The organism is Blastochloris viridis (genome assembly GCF_001402875.1).
GTDB classification, from domain to species: Bacteria; Pseudomonadota; Alphaproteobacteria; order Rhizobiales; family Xanthobacteraceae; genus Blastochloris; species Blastochloris viridis.
In genome coordinates this window covers 1,402,368-1,419,810 of record NZ_CP012946.1, presented here as the reverse complement: position 1 = coordinate 1,419,810, position 17,443 = coordinate 1,402,368, and the positions used below count along the sequence as shown (strand labels likewise).

Annotated in this window: 18 protein-coding genes; 5 read left to right on the top strand and 13 right to left on the bottom strand. The window is 69.7% G+C overall.

Features of this window, described 5'->3' with window-relative positions:
* Positions 1-136 precede the first annotated feature (136 nt).
* Positions 137-1,663, top strand: a complete 1,527-nt coding sequence (locus BVIR_RS06305; RefSeq protein ID WP_055036927.1) for an undecaprenyl-phosphate glucose phosphotransferase — start codon at positions 137-139, stop codon at positions 1,661-1,663.
* Entirely contained in the window at positions 1,660-2,937 is a 1,278-nt protein-coding gene (locus BVIR_RS06300; RefSeq protein WP_055036926.1) for an O-antigen ligase family protein, read from the top strand. Before BVIR_RS06305 ends, BVIR_RS06300 begins: the two co-directional genes overlap by 4 nt.
* A gap of 26 nt (positions 2,938-2,963) precedes the next feature.
* Here the strand turns inward: BVIR_RS06300 and cbiB are convergent, their stop codons facing one another.
* Positions 2,964-3,956: an adenosylcobinamide-phosphate synthase CbiB gene (gene cbiB, locus BVIR_RS06295; protein ID WP_171841653.1), complete on the bottom strand. Its 993-nt coding sequence runs from the start codon at positions 3,954-3,956 to the stop codon at positions 2,964-2,966.
* Positions 3,957-4,195: 239 nt separating this feature from the next.
* On the opposite strand from cbiB, the gene cobD reads away from it, so the two are divergent.
* Together cobD and BVIR_RS06285 are read left to right on the top strand one after the other, a co-directional pair.
* Complete coding sequence (cobD, locus tag BVIR_RS06290; RefSeq protein WP_055036925.1) at positions 4,196-5,224, top strand: threonine-phosphate decarboxylase CobD; 1,029 nt, start codon at positions 4,196-4,198, stop codon at positions 5,222-5,224.
* A 258-nt stretch (positions 5,225-5,482) separates the two neighbouring features.
* Positions 5,483-6,802, top strand: coding sequence for a lipopolysaccharide biosynthesis protein (locus BVIR_RS06285; RefSeq protein ID WP_055036924.1), 1,320 nt, complete (start codon positions 5,483-5,485; stop codon positions 6,800-6,802).
* Between the two features lie 66 nt (positions 6,803-6,868).
* Here BVIR_RS06285 and BVIR_RS06280 read toward each other — a convergent pair whose 3' ends face one another.
* From BVIR_RS06280 to phnG, 12 genes are all read right to left on the bottom strand, one after another.
* Entirely contained in the window at positions 6,869-7,675 is an 807-nt protein-coding gene (locus BVIR_RS06280) for an ABC transporter substrate-binding protein (protein WP_055036923.1), read from the bottom strand.
* Positions 7,676-7,752: 77 nt separating this feature from the next.
* Positions 7,753-8,532, bottom strand: coding sequence for an ABC transporter ATP-binding protein (locus BVIR_RS06275; protein ID WP_055036922.1), 780 nt, complete (start codon positions 8,530-8,532; stop codon positions 7,753-7,755).
* Entirely contained in the window at positions 8,529-9,584 is a 1,056-nt protein-coding gene (locus BVIR_RS06270) for a FecCD family ABC transporter permease (protein ID WP_145912054.1), read from the bottom strand. The genes BVIR_RS06275 and BVIR_RS06270 overlap by 4 nt, the downstream gene beginning before the upstream one ends.
* 39 nt (positions 9,585-9,623) lie before the next feature.
* Positions 9,624-10,076, bottom strand: a complete 453-nt coding sequence (locus tag BVIR_RS06265) for an EamA family transporter (protein WP_055036921.1) — start codon at positions 10,074-10,076, stop codon at positions 9,624-9,626.
* Positions 10,077-10,154: 78 nt separating this feature from the next.
* The gene (phnN, locus tag BVIR_RS06260; RefSeq protein ID WP_061349910.1) at positions 10,155-10,754 is read right to left on the bottom strand and encodes a phosphonate metabolism protein/1,5-bisphosphokinase (PRPP-forming) PhnN; all 600 of its coding nucleotides are present in this window, start codon (positions 10,752-10,754) and stop codon (positions 10,155-10,157) included.
* 2 nt (positions 10,755-10,756) lie between these two features.
* On the bottom strand, positions 10,757-11,905 hold the full coding sequence (locus BVIR_RS06255; RefSeq protein ID WP_055036920.1) for an alpha-D-ribose 1-methylphosphonate 5-triphosphate diphosphatase: 1,149 nt from the start codon (positions 11,903-11,905) through the stop codon (positions 10,757-10,759).
* Positions 11,906-11,918: 13 nt separating this feature from the next.
* A complete protein-coding gene (gene phnL, locus BVIR_RS06250) occupies positions 11,919-12,614 on the bottom strand; it encodes a phosphonate C-P lyase system protein PhnL (RefSeq protein WP_055036919.1) in 696 nt (231 codons plus the stop codon).
* Positions 12,615-12,786: 172 nt separating this feature from the next.
* Positions 12,787-13,563: a phosphonate C-P lyase system protein PhnK gene (gene phnK, locus BVIR_RS06245; protein ID WP_055036918.1), complete on the bottom strand. Its 777-nt coding sequence runs from the start codon at positions 13,561-13,563 to the stop codon at positions 12,787-12,789.
* Positions 13,556-14,449: an alpha-D-ribose 1-methylphosphonate 5-phosphate C-P-lyase PhnJ gene (locus BVIR_RS06240; protein WP_055036917.1), complete on the bottom strand. Its 894-nt coding sequence runs from the start codon at positions 14,447-14,449 to the stop codon at positions 13,556-13,558. The genes phnK and BVIR_RS06240 overlap by 8 nt, the downstream gene beginning before the upstream one ends.
* A complete protein-coding gene (locus tag BVIR_RS06235; RefSeq protein WP_055036916.1) occupies positions 14,446-15,531 on the bottom strand; it encodes a carbon-phosphorus lyase complex subunit in 1,086 nt (361 codons plus the stop codon). The genes BVIR_RS06240 and BVIR_RS06235 overlap by 4 nt, the downstream gene beginning before the upstream one ends.
* Complete coding sequence (gene phnH / locus BVIR_RS06230) at positions 15,531-16,124, bottom strand: phosphonate C-P lyase system protein PhnH (RefSeq protein ID WP_055036915.1); 594 nt, start codon at positions 16,122-16,124, stop codon at positions 15,531-15,533. The genes BVIR_RS06235 and phnH overlap by 1 nt, the downstream gene beginning before the upstream one ends.
* Positions 16,121-16,612 (bottom strand): phosphonate C-P lyase system protein PhnG, encoded by a 492-nt coding sequence (gene phnG, locus BVIR_RS06225; protein ID WP_417852056.1) that lies wholly within the window; start codon positions 16,610-16,612, stop codon positions 16,121-16,123. Before phnG ends, phnH begins: the two co-directional genes overlap by 4 nt.
* A 68-nt stretch (positions 16,613-16,680) precedes the next feature.
* Here phnG and phnF point away from each other — a divergent pair, with 68 nt between their 5' ends.
* Positions 16,681-17,421 (top strand): phosphonate metabolism transcriptional regulator PhnF, encoded by a 741-nt coding sequence (phnF, locus tag BVIR_RS06220; RefSeq protein WP_055036913.1) that lies wholly within the window; start codon positions 16,681-16,683, stop codon positions 17,419-17,421.
* The last annotated feature ends 22 nt before the right edge of the window (positions 17,422-17,443 follow it).

The window sequence follows — 17,443 nt, the reverse complement described above, 5'->3', positions numbered from 1 at the left end:
AGGTTGACGTAACGGGCACTGGCGGTAAGCCGTGGTGTCCGGTGTGGAGCGTCTCCACATCTGTCCTGGAACCGCAGTGGCGCGACGTGGTTTTACACTCCCGAAACCGCGCCGGGCCTCGGGAGTGCGCAACACAATGGCCGATGAAAATCTGCGCGGCGGGCTCAAGGCCGAGATCGACGTGTCCCCACGGGGATCCGAATCCGGCCATCTCGGCGCCGTGGCCAGCCACATCGCCGACGAGCCGATTGCCGGCGCGATCTCGCCGATCGTGCTGGCGGGGTTCGTGCCGCTGGTTGAATTCACCGCCATCTCGCTGCTCGGCACCGCGATATACCTCGCCTACGTCGTGCCCGACAGCGGCTTCGCAGCCTATTACCCCCTCACCATCCTGGGGCTGTCGGCCATCGCGGTGCTCGCCTTCCATTCCATCGACATCTACCAGGTGCAGGCGTTTCGCGCGGTGGTCCTGCAATTCTCGCGAATGTTCGCCGCCTGGACTTCGATCTTCATGATCGTGTTTGCCATCGTGTTCTTCGCCCGCCTCGACGGCGTGTTTTCGCGGGTGTGGATCGCGACCTGGTACAGCCTCGGTGCGGTGATGCTGTTCGGGCTGCGTGTCGGCCTTGCCGGGTTGGTGCGAACCTGGACCCACCAGGGCCGGCTGGTTCGCCGCACCGCCATCGTCGGCGGCGGCGAGGCCGGTGCCAGCCTGATCCAGTCGCTGGAGGCACAGGCCGACTGCGACCTCGACATCATCGGCGTGTTCGACGATCGCGGCGACGGTCGCTCGCCCGAGCGCATTGCCGGCAAAGTGAAGCTCGGCACTGTAACCGACCTCGTCGAGTTCGCGCGGCGCACCCGCATCGACCTGGTGATCTTCTCGCTGCCGGTGACCGCCGAGGCTCGCATCCTGGCAATGCTAAAGAAGCTGTGGGTGCTGCCGGTCGACATCCGGCTGTCGGCGCACGCCGCCCAGCTGCGGTTCCGGCCGCGTGCCTATTCCTACATCGGCAATGTGCCGACCATCAATGTGTTCGACCGTCCGCTGGCGGACTGGGACGTGGTGATGAAATGGCTGTTCGACAGGGTGATCGGCAGCTTGACGCTCATCGCGCTGTCGCCGGTGCTGCTGGCCGTGGCAATCGCGGTAAAGCTCGACTCGCGCGGCCCCGTGCTGTTCCGGCAGAAGCGCTACGGCTTCAATAACGAGCTGATCGAGGTATTCAAGTTCCGCTCGATGTATGTCGACCAGTGCGACGTGGCCGCCTCCAGTCTCGTAACCAAGGGCGACCCGCGGGTGACGCGGGTTGGGCGCTTCATCCGCAAGGCCTCGCTCGACGAACTGCCGCAGTTGTTCAACGTGGTGTTTGCTGGCAACCTGTCGCTAGTTGGCCCGCGTCCCCACGCCATGCAGGCGAAGGCGGAAAACCGGCTCTACGACGAGGCGGTCGACGGCTATTTCGCCCGCCACCGCGTCAAGCCTGGCATCACCGGCTGGGCGCAGATCAATGGCTGGCGTGGCGAAACCGACACCGCCGAGAAAATTCAGCGTCGCGTCGAGCACGACCTCTACTACATCGAGAACTGGTCGGTGATGTTCGACCTCCTGATTCTGCTTAAGACGCCGCTTGCGTTGCTGAAGTCGGAGAACGCCTATTGACCGGGGCCACCATCAGCACAGCCGCGGGCCTGCCGTCCCCGCTCGCGACCTCGTCCGGTCGCGACCGGCTCCGGCTGCTGCTGTTGCTGCTGGTCGGCGTATCGAGCGCCTTCGTTTTTATGGAGCCGTCGCCCTACGAGGTGTTCTCGCTGTTCACGCTCACGGTGTTCGCGGCGACCGGCCTTGCCGTGACGCGCGCGCACGCGCCGCTGATCCTGCTGGTCATCCTCTACAATGCCGGCTTCACGCTCTCGTTGATTCAGGTGTTCGGCGAGCCCAAGACCAACATGTGGGTGTGGGTGTCGTGGTATCTCGGCTTAACCGCGATCGGCTTCGCGCTGATCGCCACTCGCGACACCGCGCGCCGGCTGAACGCGCTACTGACCGGACTCACCATCGGCGCGGTGGGCGCGGCGCTCTGCGGCATCGCCGGCTATTTTGGCGTGATGTCCGAGTTGTTCACCCTCTACGGCCGGGCTCGCGGCACTTTCAACGATCCCAACGTGTTCGGCCCGTTCCTGGTGCTGCCGGCGGTGCTGTGCGGGCTGCGCGTGCTTGGCGGCGGCGCCGGTGCGCTGGTCCGCAACGTGCCGATCCTGGCAGTACTGCTGCTCGGCCTGTTCCTCAGCTTCTCCCGCGGCTCCTGGTTCATCTTCGTCGCCTCGGCGATGGTGGCGGTGGTGCTGTCGCTGCTCACCGCCCGCTCGCCGGTGGCACGCGCCCGCATTTCGCTGCTGACCGGTGCCGGCGTCGTGTTCGTAGTCGGCCTGGTGGTAGCGGCACTGTCGTTCGATGAGGTCGGCGCGCTGTTCCGCGAGCGCGCCACGCTGACCCAAAGCTATGACACCGGCCCGCTTGGCCGTTTCGGACGCCACATCCTCGGGGCACAGCTTGCGCTCGACCATCCGTTCGGCATCGGGCCGCGCCAGTTCCACCTGTTATTCGTCGAAGATCCGCACAACGTGTACCTCAACGCCTTCCTGTCGGGCGGCTGGATTTCGGGTCTCGCCTATGCGTTGCTGGTGCTGCTCACGCTGGTGTTCGGCTTCACCCCGGTGCTCCGGCGTTCGCCGTGGCAAATCGCCTATATCGCGATCTACAGCACCTTCGTCGGCAACGTCGCACTCGGATTCGTGATCGACTCCGATCACTGGCGAATGTTCTGGATGCTGCTCGGGCTGGTGTGGGGGCTGTCGATCGCCACCCGCCTGACGCCCGAAACGGCGATGGCGGCGACGCGCGCGCGCACCTCCGGTCAGGCGGTCTCCGGCTGATCGCGCTGGCGAACCGAATGCCGGGATCAGTCGAGCAGCGGCCGGACGGCGAGGAATCCGCCCGCCGCCGCCAGCAGCCATGCCCCGAGGAAGGCGACCCGATAGAGCCATAGCGCCCGGCGGACGTCGGCCGCGGTGGCTTCGGCGCGGCCATCGCCCATCCAATGGTCGTCGACCAGCCTGCCGCCATAGACCCGCGGACCCGCCAGCCTGAGGCCGAGCGCGCCGGCCATCGCCGATTCCGGCCAGCCGGCATTGGGCGAGCGGTGGCCGCGGGCATCGCGCCGCACCGCATCCCACGCACCACGCACCGAGGCCCCCGGCACCACTGCGGCCGCGGCAATGAACAGGAGTGCGGTCAGTCGCGACGCCGGCAGATTGACGACGTCGTCCAGCCGCGCCGCCCCCCAGCCGAAGGCGAAATGACGCTCGCTCTTGTGACCGATCATCGAGTCGGCGGTGTTGATTGCCTTGTAGGCGATCATGCCGGGCAGGCCGCCGACCAGAAACCACACCGCCGGCGCGGTGACCCCGTCGGAGGCGTTCTCAGCCAGACTCTCGATGGCGGCGCGACACACCCCGGCCTCGTCCAGCGCCTCCGGGTCGCGCCCGACCACCATCGACACCGCCCGCCGCCCGGCAATGAGCCCCTCGGTTTCAAGCGCCCGCGCCACCCGCGCGATGTGGCGGTCCAAGCTGCCGCTGGCGATCAGGGTTGCGACCGCAACCAGCGCCAGTGCGAAACCGGCGACCCCGCCGGCCTGCGCCGCCGCCTCGATGGCGAGCCCGACGCCGATCGCGAGCAGAACCAGACTCAAAATCACAGCGATGCCCGCGATGCGTCTGATCTTAAACGACGATTCGGCGCGGTTGAACCGCTGGTCGAGCGCGGCGATCAGGCTGCCGATCCACGACACCGGATGGCCGATGGCGCGGAACACCGCGTCGGGATAGGCCACGGCCGCTTCGGCCGCCATGGCGAGAACGAGAAGCAGCGAACGGTCGGTCGGATCGATCATCGGGCATTATCGGCAAGAAAGGGGTCAGCGGCCAGGCCCGAACGGGCCGGCACGTTGACAAGCCATAGCGCCCTTTCGGATGCAAACGACGTGAAAAAAGCCGTAGATAACTTGGCCATCACGCCGGTTTCGTATTCTGCTCGCCGCAAGCGGCGTTTTCAGCCACGAATTCGCGACGGACAGTGGAATCGGGATCGCAGGGTGACGCGCCAAGGCCCGGGGCAATAAGGGGAAACGCGGTGCAGGATGCCAGTGCGATACTGAACGCACACGGTGGGTGCATCGACGCGGCGGCGAAGCTGTATCCGAAGGCGCCGCAGCCGTGGCTCGACCTGTCGACCGGCATCAACCCCCGGCCCTACCCGGTGCCGCCGATCGACCCGGCGCTATGGCACCGCCTGCCGCTGGCGTCGGACCTCGACGAACTCCTCGCTGCCGCGGCTGCCTACTACGGTCGGCCGGAGGGTATGCGGCTGGTGCCGGTGGCCGGCAGCGAGAGTGCCATCCGGCTGTTGCCGCGCATCGTCCGCGCCCGCAGGGTCGGCATTCTCGGCCCGACCTATCCCTCGCACGCCGCCGCCTGGAACGCCGCCGGCTGCGTGCTGGCCGACCTCAGCGTCCTGCCCGACCCCACTGCCGACCTCGACGGTATGGTGCTGGTCAACCCCAACAACCCGGACGGCCGCCGCCATCTGGCCGCCGACCTGCTGGACTGGGCGGCCGCCTGGACCGCGGCCGGACACTGGCTGATCGTCGACGAGGCGTTTGCCGACGTCGATCCCGCGGTGTCGCTGCTGGCGCAACCGGTGCTGTCGCCGCGGCTCGTGGTGCTGCGGTCGCTCGGTAAGTTCTTCGGCCTCGCCGGGCTTCGGCTCGGCTTCATCGCCTGCTGCGAAACGGTGGCCGCCCGCTGGCTGCCGCTCGCCGGCGATTGGCCGATATCCGGGCCGGCCGCGGCAATCGGCGCCGCGGCACTTCGCGACGGCGACTGGATCGCCCGCACCCGGCAGCGGCTTGCCGAGGACCGCCAGCGGCTCGACGCTTTGCTCGCCGCCGCCGGCTTTGCCGTGCTGGGCGGCACCGACCTGTTCCGGCTGGCCGAGGCGCCCGGCCATCTGGCGGACGATTGCGATTTGCTCGGCCATTTCGGCCGCCGCGGCATTCTGGTGCGAGGGTTTTCCTCCGCGCAGCGCCGCATTCGGTTCGGCCTGCCGGGCGACGACGATGCATGGCGTCGCCTCGGTGAGGCCTGTCTCGCCTTGGGCTGAGCGAGCGTTCGCGGCGCGGCCGGTTGCCTCGACACCAATAGTCAATCCAGTTTGACGAGGATCGTCGCGCCGGGCGCAGGAGAAAACCGTCTCGCTCCGCGGCGCCGCCGCAACGAAGGGGTCACCGCCGATCCCGCTCTACATCAATCCTCTCCGGCAGCGGACGGCGCCGGGGAGACAGGGAAGACCACGCGAATGGCGAGCGCTTCGAGCGGCAACCTTCACCACCAAACGCGGCTACGGCGGTGGCGGAACCGCGTGCTGGGCCTCGTTCGGCAGGTGACCGCCGCCGGTGCCGGCCGGGCTGCGGCTACGGCGCTGCTGATTCGCATCGCTTCCGCCATCCTCGCCTATGCCACCCAGGTCATCCTGGCGCGCTGGATGGGACGCAGCGACTTCGGCATCTACGTCTATGTCTGGACCTGGACCCTGGTATTCGGCGATCTGGTCCATTTCGGTCTCGCCTACAGCGCGCAACGGTTCATCCCCGAATACACCCAAAACGGCCGGCTGGACCTGCTGCGCGGCTTCCTGCGGAGTTCGCGGTGGTTCGTCGCCCTCGCCGGGACCGGCATCGCCGCGTTCGGCGTTTCCGGACTGTGGGCGTTCCAGCCGCGAATCGACCCCGCCGAACTGCTGCCGCTCTACCTCGCCTGCGCCACGGTGCCGCTCTATGCACTGGGCAACCTCTCCGACGGCATCGCCCGGACCTACAACTGGGTCAATCTGGCGCTGCTGCCGCCCTACATCCTGCGACCCGCTCTCATCGTGGCGCTGGCGATCATGGCACCGCTGTTCGGCCTCGCCGCCGATGCCGCCAGCGGCATGGGCGCGGCCATGATCGCCACCTGGGCGACCGCAATCGTGCAGCTCCGCCTGCTCCACCGCCAGCTCGCCCGCACCGTCGAACCGGGACCGCGCAGCTACGATCCCAAGGGCTGGGCCAGCGTCTCGTTCCCGATCTTCCTGGTGTTCGGCTTCTACACGCTGTTCAACTACACCGACGTGATCGTGCTGCAGTTCCTGCGCCCATCGGCAGAGGTCGCGACCTATTTCGCCGCGGTGAAGACGCTGGCGCCGATCGCCTTCATCAATTTCTCGGTGGTCGCCGCCGTCGCCCACCGCTTCGCCGAGCACCACGTCGCGGGCGCCGACGACGACCAGCGCCGGCTGCTGGCCCAATCGATTCGCGCCACCTTCTGGCTGTCGGTTGCCGCCCTGGCCGGCCTTCTTCCGCTCGGCTGGCTGATGCTGCGGTTGTTCGGACCGGGGTTCGAGGAAGGCTACCCGCTGTTGTTCGTGCTGGCCCTCGGCCTGATCGCCCGCGCCTCGGTCGGGCCGGCCGAGCGCCTGCTCAACATGGCCGGCGAGCAGCGGCGCTGCACCGTGATCTACGCCTGCGCGTTCGCCACCAACCTGATCGCCTGCATCGCGCTGATCCCGCACCTGCACATGTACGGCGCCGCGGCGGCGGTCAGTCTCGGCCAGGTGGTCGAGGCCACCCTGCTCTACCTCACCGTTCGCCGCCGGCTCGGCCTCCACGCCTTCGTGTTCTTCACGCCGAAGCCCGCTCCGTAGCGCGCAAGAACGAAGCGCATTGCGACGGCAATGGGCGGCCTGCGGAGTCCGCTGGCGCTAGCCGCCCTACCGCCCGAGCCGCTCTGCTTCCGCCGCGAGGCGGTCGATCGCCTCCGCCAGCATCGGCCCGCCGCACACCGTCAGCCGCTCGGGCAAGTAGATCCGCCGGCCCGGCGGATAGAGCTTGACCAGCGCCGGGTGGACCAGCAGCGCCGAGCCCTGGTCCTCGGCGGCGGCCAACTCGCGGGTCAGCAGCAGCGCGTCCGGACGATGGGCGATGATCTTCTCCAGCGGCACGAAGCCGCCGGTAGCGGCGAACGCGGCGCCGGCATTGGTGAGCCCGAGCACATCGAGCAGGTCGGTGGTGAGGGTGCGCCCCCCCGCCACCCAGCCGCGGCGTTGCAGCGGCAGCACGCTGAGCCTGGCGTGCTGCCTCGCCTTGGCCCGCGCCACCGCGGCGTCGATGGCAGCGACCGCCGCGTCCGCCCGCGCCGGCTGGCCCAGGAGCTCGCCGGCCCGGCGGATCTGCGCTGTCGCATCGGCGATCGAGCGGGCGATGTCGAACTCGGCGAGCGCGACCCCCTTGGCCTTGAGGAAGCCGCGTGTGGTCTGGCGGGTGTAGCGGCCGGACAGCACGAGGTCGGGCTGCAGCACCAGCACCTCCTCGGCGACGCCGGACAGGCTGGGATAGTTGGCCGCCGCCGCCGCGCCGAAGGACAGCATCGGATCGCGGGCATAGACGCTCAAGGCCAGGATCTGATCGGGATCAGCCAGCGCCAGCACCAACTGGTCGGTACACATGTTGATGGAGACGACGCGGGGGTGCGCCTCGGCCAAGGCCGGCGCGACCCAAGCAACGGCAGCGGCCGCCACAACGGCTCTCCAGAAGCCGCCTGATCCTCGCGCCTTCGGCGCTCGCCGGGGACGACCGGCCGCGTCAACACCGCCGTTCACAGCACCGCCCACGGCACCACCACCGGCAGCCCGTCCTCGACGCTGGCGAATGCCCGCACCCCGAACACCGCCGCCAGCACGGCGGCCGACAGCGCCTCCGCGGCCGGCCCGCTCGCCGCCAGCCGGCCGCCGGCCAGCACCACGATGTGGTGGCAGAACCGCGCCGCCAACGCGAGGTCGTGGGTGACGGCGAGCACCAACGCGCCCGCCTCCGCGGTCGACCGCAACGCCGCCATCAGCTCGATCTGATGGCGGGGGTCGAGCGCGGCGGTCGGCTCGTCGGCCAGCACCAGCGGCGCCTCGACCGCGAACACCCGCGCCAATGCCACCCGCGCCCGCTCGCCGCCGGACAGTTCCGTCACCGGCCGGTCGGCCAATTCCAGGGTATCGGTCAGCCGCATCGCCTTTTGCACAGCAGCCTCGCCAGCGGCGTCAAGCCGCGCGGGATCGCGCGCACCGTGGGGGTAGCGGCCGAGCGCGGCGACCTCGCGCGCCGGCAATGGCCAGTGCATCGAATGTCCTTGCGGCAGATAGGCAACGCGGCGGGCGCGCACGCCCGGCGCCAGCGCGGCCAGCTCGGCGCCATCGAGCCGGATATGCCCGGCGTGCGGAATGAGGCCGGCGATGGCCCGCAGCAGCGAGGTCTTGCCGGCGCCATTCGGCCCGACGATGCCGACCAGGGCCTGCCGCGGCAGCTCGAGCGACACGCCCTCCACCACCCGGCGGCCGCCCAGCGACACCGTGACATCGCCAAGCTCAAAAAACGGCGCGCTCATGCCATCCCCCCGCTGAGACGGCCGCGCTCGCGCACGATGAGGTAGAGGAAGAACGGCACCCCGATCAGCGCCGTCAGCACGCCGACCTTGATGTCGGTGGTTGCCGGGATCACCCGCACCGCGACGTCCGCCGCCATCAGCAGCACCGCGCCGGCCAGCGCGCTCGGCACCAGCACCCGCGCCGGATCGTAGCCGACCAGGCTGCGCACCAGATGTGGCGCGACCAGCCCGATGAAACCGATGGTGCCCGACACTGCCACCGCAGCGCCGACGCCGAGCGCGACGCCGAGGATCACCACGAGGCGGAGCCGGGCAACGTTGATGCCAAGGCTTTGCGCCGCCTCCTCGCCGAGCGTCAGCGCGCGGAACGCCGGCCCCGACCACAGCAGAATGGCGCCACCCACCACGATGAACGGCAGCGCCATCGTCACGTGCTGCAGGCTGCGATCCTCCAGCGAGCCGAGCAGCCAGAACGCGATCTCCAGCGCCGCGAACGGGTTGGGCGCGAGATTGAGCGCCAGCGAGGTGGCGGCACCGGCGAGGCTGGAGATGGCAAGGCCGGCGAGAATGAGCAGCAGCAGCCCGGCGTTGCGGCCGGCCACCGCCACCAGCAGGAATACCGAGACGAAGGCGCCGACGATTGCCGCCACCGGCAGCGCGAACGACAGCGCGTCGGTGAGGCCGAGCGCGATGGTCGCCACCGCCGCGAACGCCGCCGATTGCGGCGCGCCGAACAACGAAGGCGCCGCCAGCGGATTGCGCAGCAGGCCCTGCAGCGCCGCGCCCGACAGGCCGAGAATGCCGCCGATGGCCAGCGCCAGGATCGCTCGCGGCAGGCGCAGCTCCAGCACGATGATGCGCTCGGCATCGCTGCCGGAGCCGGTCAGCACCGCCAGCACGCGCTCGGGCGCGATCGCCACCGGCCCGGTGCCGAGCGACACCACGAACAGCACGATGGCCAACGCCGCCAGCACCGGCACCGCGGCGCGGGCGCGCCAAGGCCGCGCGCCACGGGCCAGCGCAGCCTCGGTTCGGGAAAGAGGATCACGCATGATCGGCGCTCATAGACCGGATGGCCGCCGGCGTCGACCTCATCCCTTCCACGCCACCATGACCGCGCCGAGCGCAATCAAGCCAACGCCGAGCCAGTTGGTCCACGACAGCCGCTCGCCCAGCAGAATGGCGCCGAACACCGCCACCAGCACCACGCTGAGCTTGTCGAGAGGCGCCACCCGCGCCGCATCGCCGAGCTTCAGAGCACGGAAATAGCATAGCCACGACGCCCCGGTGGCAAGGCCCGACAGCACCAGCGCCAGCCAGCCCGCCGCCGGAATGGTGGTGGGCGCCTGCCAATGACCGGTCGCCGCCAGCAAGCCGCCGAGCGCGAACAGCACGACAACGGTGCGGATGAAGGTGGCGGTGTCGGGCTCGATCGCAACGACGCCGACTTTGGCCAGGATCGCCGTGGCCGCGGCGAAAACCGCGGACAGCAGCGCCCACACTTGCCAAGATTCCAGCAACGAGGGAGTCAGCAGCGACTTCATCGGGCACCCACGGCGTTGGCGGAATCCGACCAAAGCACGGCGCCCCGGTTCGGACAAGCGCGGGTGCCGCGCGGCCGATCAGCCCTCGCGCGCCAGCAGCGATCTCAGCAGCGCGACCAACCGCGCTCCCGCCGCCTCGGGCTCCCGGTCATTGACGATCTCGATGTCCCCCGGCCGCAACGCCACCGCAACCTTGACCCGCTCGGCGCGGCTGGCGCCGCCTTCCGTCGCCTCGGACGCGCGGTGGCGGGCGGCGCGGCGGGCGGCCAGCAGCTCGGCCGGCGCGGTGACATGCACCAGCCGGGTATCCCGATAGCGGGCACGCGCCAGCGCGGCGACGCTGCGCGAGATGTTGGCGACCACCACCTTGCCGCCGCGGATATCGCGCTCGAACCCCACCGGCAGGCCGTAATCATGGCCGTGGGCGTGCCAGGACAGCGCGAAGGCGCCGGACGCCTCGGCCAGCGCGAACGCCTCGGGCGTCGCCGACAGGTGATCCTCCGAGCCGTCGCTCGGCCGGGTGACGACGCGGCGCACGAACACCACGTCGGGATTGCCGGCGAATGCCGCCCGCGCCAACTCGATCACGGTGTCCTTGCCGGCGCCGCTCGGTCCCAGCACGCCGACGAACACGCCGGGGCCGATCCCGCCATCGCCCAGTCGCCCCGCCTCTTCCATGGTCACAGCACCCGCCGACCGTCTCGCCACACCGTGCGCACCACCGGCACGCCGAGCCGAACGTCGACCCGCACCAGGTCGGCGCGCTTGCCGGGCGCGATCTCGCCGCGATCCGTCAACCCCACCGCCTCGGCCGGGGTCTTGGTGACGGTGCGCAGTGCCGCGGCGAGGTCGATGCCGGGCAGCGCCTCGGGAAGTTGCAGCGCCGCCATCAACAGGCTGGCGGGCACGTAGTCGGAGGACAGAATGTCGAGCACGCCGCTTGCGGCGAGGTCCAGCGCGGCGACGTTGCCGGAGTGCGAGCCGCCCCGCACCACGTTGGGCGCGCCCATCATCACCTTGACGCCAGCCTTGTGCAACGCCGCCGCCGCCTCCACCGTGGTCGGGAACTCAGCGACGGCGACGCCATCGCGCATAGCCTCGGCGACGTGCTCGGCGGTGGTGTCGTCGTGGCTCGCCAGCGTCACGCCGTGGGACTGCGCCAGCTTCACCAGCCGCTCGCGATTGACGATGGCATAGCGCTCTGATTGCGCCTTACGGTGGGCGAACAGCCGGTCGAGCTCGGCGTCGGACATGCCGCCGGCCTTGCCGCGGTAGTAGGTCCGCAGCTTGTCCTCGTCGCGGAACTGGCGCTGGCCGGGCGAGTGATCCATCAGCGACAGCAGCCGCACGTCCGGCCGCGGCAACAGCACGGCAGCGTCCTCGACCACCGTGCCGGTCGGCACCTCGCAGCGCAGGTGCAGGAAGTGGTGGGCGCGCAGCATGTCGGCGTCGCGGGCCTTGCCGATGGCGTCGGCCAGCAGCTCGGCGTGGCCATCGGCATCGCCGCCCAGGCTCTCCTCCCGCCACACCCGGAGCGAGTCGAGCACGGTGGTGATGCCGCAGGCGGCGAGCTGGGCATCATAGGCCACCACCGCCGCCAGCGCGTCCCACGTCACTTTCGGCCGCGGCAGAAAATGCGCCTCGAGGTGATCGGTGTGCAGCTCGACCAACCCCGGCACCAGCAGGCTGCCGGACAGGTCGATCCCACGCTCGGGCGGGGAGCCCTCGCCGACCTCAATGATGCGCCCGTCCGAGACGGCGACCCAGCCGCGCGCGATGACGCGGTCGGCCAACACGACGTCGGCATTGGCAAGAACGAACGTATCCATGGTTCCCTCGGGGTCAGGCAGCGGCAAAGGCGCGGACGTCGAGCGTGCGATCCGCAACGGCGTCGCGAACCTCCGCGTCGTGAAAGATGCCGACCAGCGCCGTTCCGGCCGCCGCCTTGTCGCGGATAAACTGGATGACGGCGTCGCGATTGACACCGTCGAGCGAAGCGGTCGGCTCGTCGAGCAGCAGCAGCCTTGTCTCGGCGATGAAGCCGCGGGCGATGTTGACGCGCTGCTGCTCACCGCCGGAGAAGGTCGCCGGCGGCAGCCGCCACAGCCGCTCCGGCAGGTTGAGCCGCCGCAGCATGGCGGCCGCACGCTCGCTGGCATCCGCCGCATCGACCCCCCGCGCCCGGAGCGGCTCGGCGACGATGTCGAGCGCGGCGACGCGCGGAATCACCCGCAGGAACTGCGAGACATAGCCAACCGTCGTCGCCCGCAGCGCCAGAACCTCGCGCGGGCTTGCCTTGGCAATGTCGACCGCCGTTCCACCGTCATGGATCAGGATACAGCCGGCGTCGGTGCGGTAGTTGCCAAAGATCATCTTGAGGATCGAGCTCTTGCCCGCCCCCGACGGCCCGCCGAGCGCGACGCACTCACCCGCCGCCACGTCGAACGACACCCCCGCCACCACCGGCAGCGTAAGGCCGCCGCGCAGGTGAAGCGTGAAGCTCTTGGCGATGTTCTGCACGTCGAGAATTGTCATGATGTCCTCATGCCTTCGCTGCGCGCTGTTGCCTCATGGTGAGGCGCGTGCGCAGCACGCGTCCCGAACCATGAGGCATCGCCAAGCGCTGTGGACAGCGCCCTCACCCTTCGAGACGGCGCACCGCGCCTCCTCTGGGTGAGGGCCGCCAACTGCGCGCGCTGCTGAACAACATTCACGACTGCAGCACCGACGACACCAGCAGCTGGGTATAGGCCGCGCGCGGATCGTCCAGCACTTGGTCGGTCAGCCCATCCTCGATCACCCGGCCCTCCTTCATCACCATGATGCGGTGGGACAGCAGCCGCGCCACCGCGAGGTCATGCGTGACGATCACCACGGCGAGGCCGAGGTCGGCGACCAGCTGGCGAATGAGGTCGAGCAGCCGCGCCTGCACCGAGACGTCGAGACCGCCGGTCGGCTCGTCCATGAAGACAAGGCGCGGCTGGGTGACGAGGTTGCGGGCGATCTGCAGGCGTTGGCGCATGCCGCCGGAAAAGGTCTTCGGCGAGTCGTCGATGCGGTCGGCCGCGATCTCGACCCGTGCCAGCCAATCGCCGGCGGCGTGACGAATGGCGCCATAATGGCGCCAGCCCACCGCCATCAGCCGCTCGCCGACATTCGCCCCCGCCGACACCGCCATGCGCAGGCCCGCCTCCGGCGACTGCCGCACGAAGCCCCAGTCGGTGCGCAGCAGCAGGCGCCGCTCCGGCTCGGACAATTCGGCAAGGTCACGCAAGCTGCCATCGCGCATGCGATAGCGCACACGCCCGGCGCTCGGCTCAAGCTCGGTCGAAAGCAGGCCGAGCAGCGTCGACTTGCCGGAGCCGGACTCGCCCACCACCGCCAGCACCTCGCCGGGATGGAGCGTGAAGGACACCTCGCGGCAGCCGAGCCGCGCGCCGTAATATCTGGTCAGCCCGTCGGCGATGAGCAGCGGCTCCTCATGCATCCCGCTTCTCCTCGTCTTGGATCGGATTGCCGGCGAGACAGCCGCGGTGGCCGTCCGCCTGCCGCCCGTTGCAAAAGTCGGTGTCGGAACACACGAACATGCGGCCGCCGCGGTCGTCCAAAATCACCTCGTCGAGGAACACGCCGGTTGAGCCGCACAGCGCGCACGGCTCGGTGAAGCGCTGCGGCGCGAACGGGTGGTCGTCGAAATCGAGGCTGATCACGCGCGTGTGCGGCGGCACCGCGTAGATGCGCTTTTCGCGGCCGGCGCCGAACACTTGCAGCGCCGGACAGTCATTGAGCTTCAAGTTGTCGAACTTGGGGATCGGCGACGGATCCATCACGTAGCGACCGTCCACCGTCACCGGGTAGGCATAAGTGGTGGCGATTTCGCCGAAGTGCGCGATGTCCTCGTAGAGCTTGACGTGCATGGTGCCGTAGTCGGCCAAGGCGTGCAGCTTGCGGGTCTCGGTCTCGCGCGGCTCCAAAAACCGCAGCGGCTCCGGGATCGGCACCTGATAGACCAGGATCTGGTGCGCCTTTAGCGGCGTTTCCGGCACGCGGTGGCGGGTCTGGATGATGGTGGCGTCCACCGTGCGGGTGGTGGTGGCGACGCCCGCCACGCGGGTGAAGAAGCCGCGGATGGCGACGGCGTTGGTGGTGTCGTCTGCGCCCTGGTCGATCACCTTGAGCACGTCGTCCGGCCCGATGATGGCGGCGGTGACCTGCACGCCGCCGGTGCCCCAGCCGCGCGGCATCGGCATCTCGCGGCTGGCGAACGGCACTTGATAGCCGGGAATCGCGATCGCCTTCAGGATAGCCCGGCGGATGGCGCGCTTGGTGTGCTCGTCGAGATAGGCATAGTTGTAGGTGGCGTCCGCGCTCATTGCGCCGCCTCCTTGATCGCGTCGGCGCTCCATGCCGCACGCAGGCGGCGCACCAGATCGAGTTCGGACTGGAAGTCGACATAGTGCGGCAGCTTCAGGTGTTCGACGAACCCGGTCGCCTCGACATTGTCGGCGTGCATGATCACGAATTCCTCGTCCTGCGCCGGGGCGGCGATGTCCTCGCCAAGTTCGCGGGCGCGCAGCGCGCGATCGACCAGCGCCATCGCCATCGCCTTGCGCTCACAATGGCCGAAGGCGAGGCCGTAGCCGCGGGTGAACTGCGGTGGCGCCGCCGCGGAGCCCTTGAACTGGTTCACCATCTGACACTCGGTGACGGTGATGGTGCCGAGCGTAACGGCAAAGCCAAGCTCCTCGACGTCGAGCTCGACCTCGACCTCGCCGAGCCGGATTTCGCCGGCGAACGGATGACTGCGGGCAAAGCCGCGCTGAGTCGAATAGCCGAGCGCGAGCAGGAAACCTTCGTCGCCGCGCGCCAAGGCCTGCAGGCGTAGATCGCGGCCGATCGGAAAGGCCAGCGGCTCGCGGGTGAGGTCGCCGGGCTCAAAGCCGTCATCCGCGGGCGAGGGCTCGATCAGGCCCTGCTCGCCGAGCAGATCGGTGACGCGCGGCACCGGGTCCTGGCATGGCTCCGCCGAGGCCGGCGCCGGCGGCTCGAAGCCTTCCAGCGCGCCGTCGATCAGGCGATGGGTGTAGTCGAAGGTCGGCCCCAGGATCTGCCCGCCCGGTAGGTCTTTGAACGTCGCCGAAATGCGGCGGCGGATGGTCATCGCCGATGTGTCGAGCGGCTCGGTTGCGCCGAACCGCGGCAACGTGGCGCGAAAGGCGCGCACCAGGAAGATCGCCTCGACCAGATCGCCGCGCGCCTGCTTGATCGCCAGAGCCGCGAGGCCGCGGTCATAGAGCGAGCCCTCGGTCATCACCCGGTCAACCGCAAGCGCAAGCTGACCGTCGATCTGCGCAGCGCTCAACTCCGGCACCAACGGATCGCCGCGGCGCTGGTGCGCCAGCAGGCGATGGGCGTTGCGAATCGCGGCCTCGCCGCCCTTGACCGCGACATACATCAGGCCCCCTCCCCGACCAGGCGAACCGAGCGCGGCAGCGCCGCAACCTCGGTCGCCGTGCACAGTACGACGTCGACCCCACGCGGGAACGCGGCGCGATTGGCCTTGATCCGTTGGGCGAAGTCAGCCGGCAGCGGCGATGCAGCAAATCTCGCCGTGTCCTTGATGCCCGGGCCAGCCAGCGCCAGCGTCGCGCCGGCGAAGCACGCGACCTGCAGCACCAACGTCGCCGAGCGGTCGGGATAGACGTCAGAGCCTTGCGCAAATGCCGCGAACGGTGGCATCGCCACCGGATCGGCGATCAATGCGAATGCCGCCGCGGCCGGATCACAAACGATCGGCGCGCCGGCGTGAAAGCGCAGAAACGCGGCGACGTCCGGCGCCGCCGCCAGCGGCGGATCGAGCCACACCGGCGTGTCGTGGTCGAGCAGCGTCAACGCCACCGTGGCCAATGCCGGCGTCATCGGCGGCGGCGGCGCGAGGTCGGCCGGCACCGCATGCCCGAACCCCGGCCGCGCGAATGCCGCCATCACCGCGCGGAAGGCGCGCTGGGCGTCGAACACCGGTTCGGCAAAGCCGGAGGCAACTGTCATGACGCGCTGTCCTGGTTATCGCCGCGAGTGACGGTGAAAAACGCGACCCGCGTCGCCGCCGCCTCGGCCGCCGCCCGGCCCGCCGCCGCCGCCGCCCGCGCGCGCGCCGGAGCCAGCACGTCGCGCTCGACCCGCGGCCGGGTGGCGATGTCCTGCCACAGCGCGTCGAACACCGCGGCCAGCCACGCCTTGCGCGCAACCCGCCCCAACACATAGGCGTGGCCGATGTGCCCGCTGGGCAGCCGCACCGCGGCCCGTGTCACCGTCGCCTCGCCGAGGTTGAACGGCGCGCCGTCGCCGCCGATCCGGCCGCGCACCATCGCCAGCCCGCAGCCGGGCCGGCGCAAATCCTCTACCGCCGGCGGCTCCGGCCACGCCGCCCAGGCCGCCTCCAGTTCGCCCACCTCCGCGGTGGCAAGAACCGCCATCGCGAAGCGGCGGTCGCGTTCGAAATCTTGCGCGTTCGGCATTGTTTCCGGACTGGACAGGTGACCCAACTTGTCTAGTATCATAGACAAGTGAGCCGGCCTGTCCAATGAACCTTTGGTGACAAATCGTGCCGCCAGACCCCGACCGCTCCAGTATTGATCGCAGCTCCGGCGTCTCGCTGTGGCGGCAGATCGCCGAGCGCATCGAGCGCGAGATCGCCGCCGGTGCCTATCCGCCCGGCGCCCAGCTGCCGTCCGAGGCGGAATACAGCGAGCGGTTCGGCGTCAACCGCCACACCGTTCGCCGGGCGCTTGCGGTGCTGGCGGAGAGAGGGATGGTGCGCTCGGTGCAGGGTCGCGGCAGCTTCGTCGAGGAAGCGCCGCTGCGCTACGCCATCGGCCGCCGTGTGCGCTTTTCCGAAAATGTCATCGCCGCCGGCCGCTCGCCGCGAGGCAGGCTGATCGGGGTCGCGACCGTGGTCGACGCTGAGCCGGCGCGACGGCTCGCTCTACCGCCTCGCACACCGTTGTTGCGCGTCGAGCTGGTGTCGAGCGCCAACGCCGTGCCGCTGTCGCGCTCGACCTCGTGGTTCGAGCAGGCACGCTTCGAGGGGCTGGAGGCCGAACTGCACCGCACCGGCTCGGTCAGCCGCGCCTTCGCCGCCCACGGCATTGCCGACTACACCCGCCTTGAGACCGTAATTTCCGCTCGCCCGGTCGACCCGGCCGAGCAGGAACTGCTGGAGCTGCCGGCCGGCCGCGCTGTGCTGGTGGTCGACGCCGTCAACGCCGACGCCGGCGGCCGACCGATCCAGGTCCAGCGCACCCGCTTCGCCGCCGACCGCGTTCACCTGATCGTCGGCAGCTGACGCCGCGGCGTTGTGCCATGCG

Excerpts from the sequence above, each read along its gene's own strand:
- BVIR_RS06305 (WP_055036927.1), top strand. The coding sequence starts at position 137 with ATGGCCGATGAAAATCTGCGCGGCGGGCTCAAGGCCGAGATCGACGTG.
- cbiB (WP_171841653.1), bottom strand. The coding sequence starts at position 3,956 with ATGATCGATCCGACCGACCGTTCGCTGCTTCTCGTTCTCGCCATGGCG.
- BVIR_RS06275 (WP_055036922.1), bottom strand. The coding sequence starts at position 8,532 with ATGAGCGCGCCGTTTTTTGAGCTTGGCGATGTCACGGTGTCGCTGGGC.
- BVIR_RS06270 (WP_145912054.1), bottom strand. The coding sequence starts at position 9,584 with ATGCGTGATCCTCTTTCCCGAACCGAGGCTGCGCTGGCCCGTGGCGCG.
- BVIR_RS06265 (WP_055036921.1), bottom strand. The coding sequence starts at position 10,076 with ATGAAGTCGCTGCTGACTCCCTCGTTGCTGGAATCTTGGCAAGTGTGG.
- phnN (WP_061349910.1), bottom strand. The coding sequence starts at position 10,754 with ATGGAAGAGGCGGGGCGACTGGGCGATGGCGGGATCGGCCCCGGCGTG.
- BVIR_RS06255 (WP_055036920.1), bottom strand. The coding sequence starts at position 11,905 with ATGGATACGTTCGTTCTTGCCAATGCCGACGTCGTGTTGGCCGACCGC.
- phnK (WP_055036918.1), bottom strand. The coding sequence starts at position 13,563 with ATGCATGAGGAGCCGCTGCTCATCGCCGACGGGCTGACCAGATATTAC.
- BVIR_RS06240 (WP_055036917.1), bottom strand. The coding sequence starts at position 14,449 with ATGAGCGCGGACGCCACCTACAACTATGCCTATCTCGACGAGCACACC.
- BVIR_RS06235 (WP_055036916.1), bottom strand. The coding sequence starts at position 15,531 with ATGTATGTCGCGGTCAAGGGCGGCGAGGCCGCGATTCGCAACGCCCAT.
- phnH (WP_055036915.1), bottom strand. The coding sequence starts at position 16,124 with ATGACAGTTGCCTCCGGCTTTGCCGAACCGGTGTTCGACGCCCAGCGC.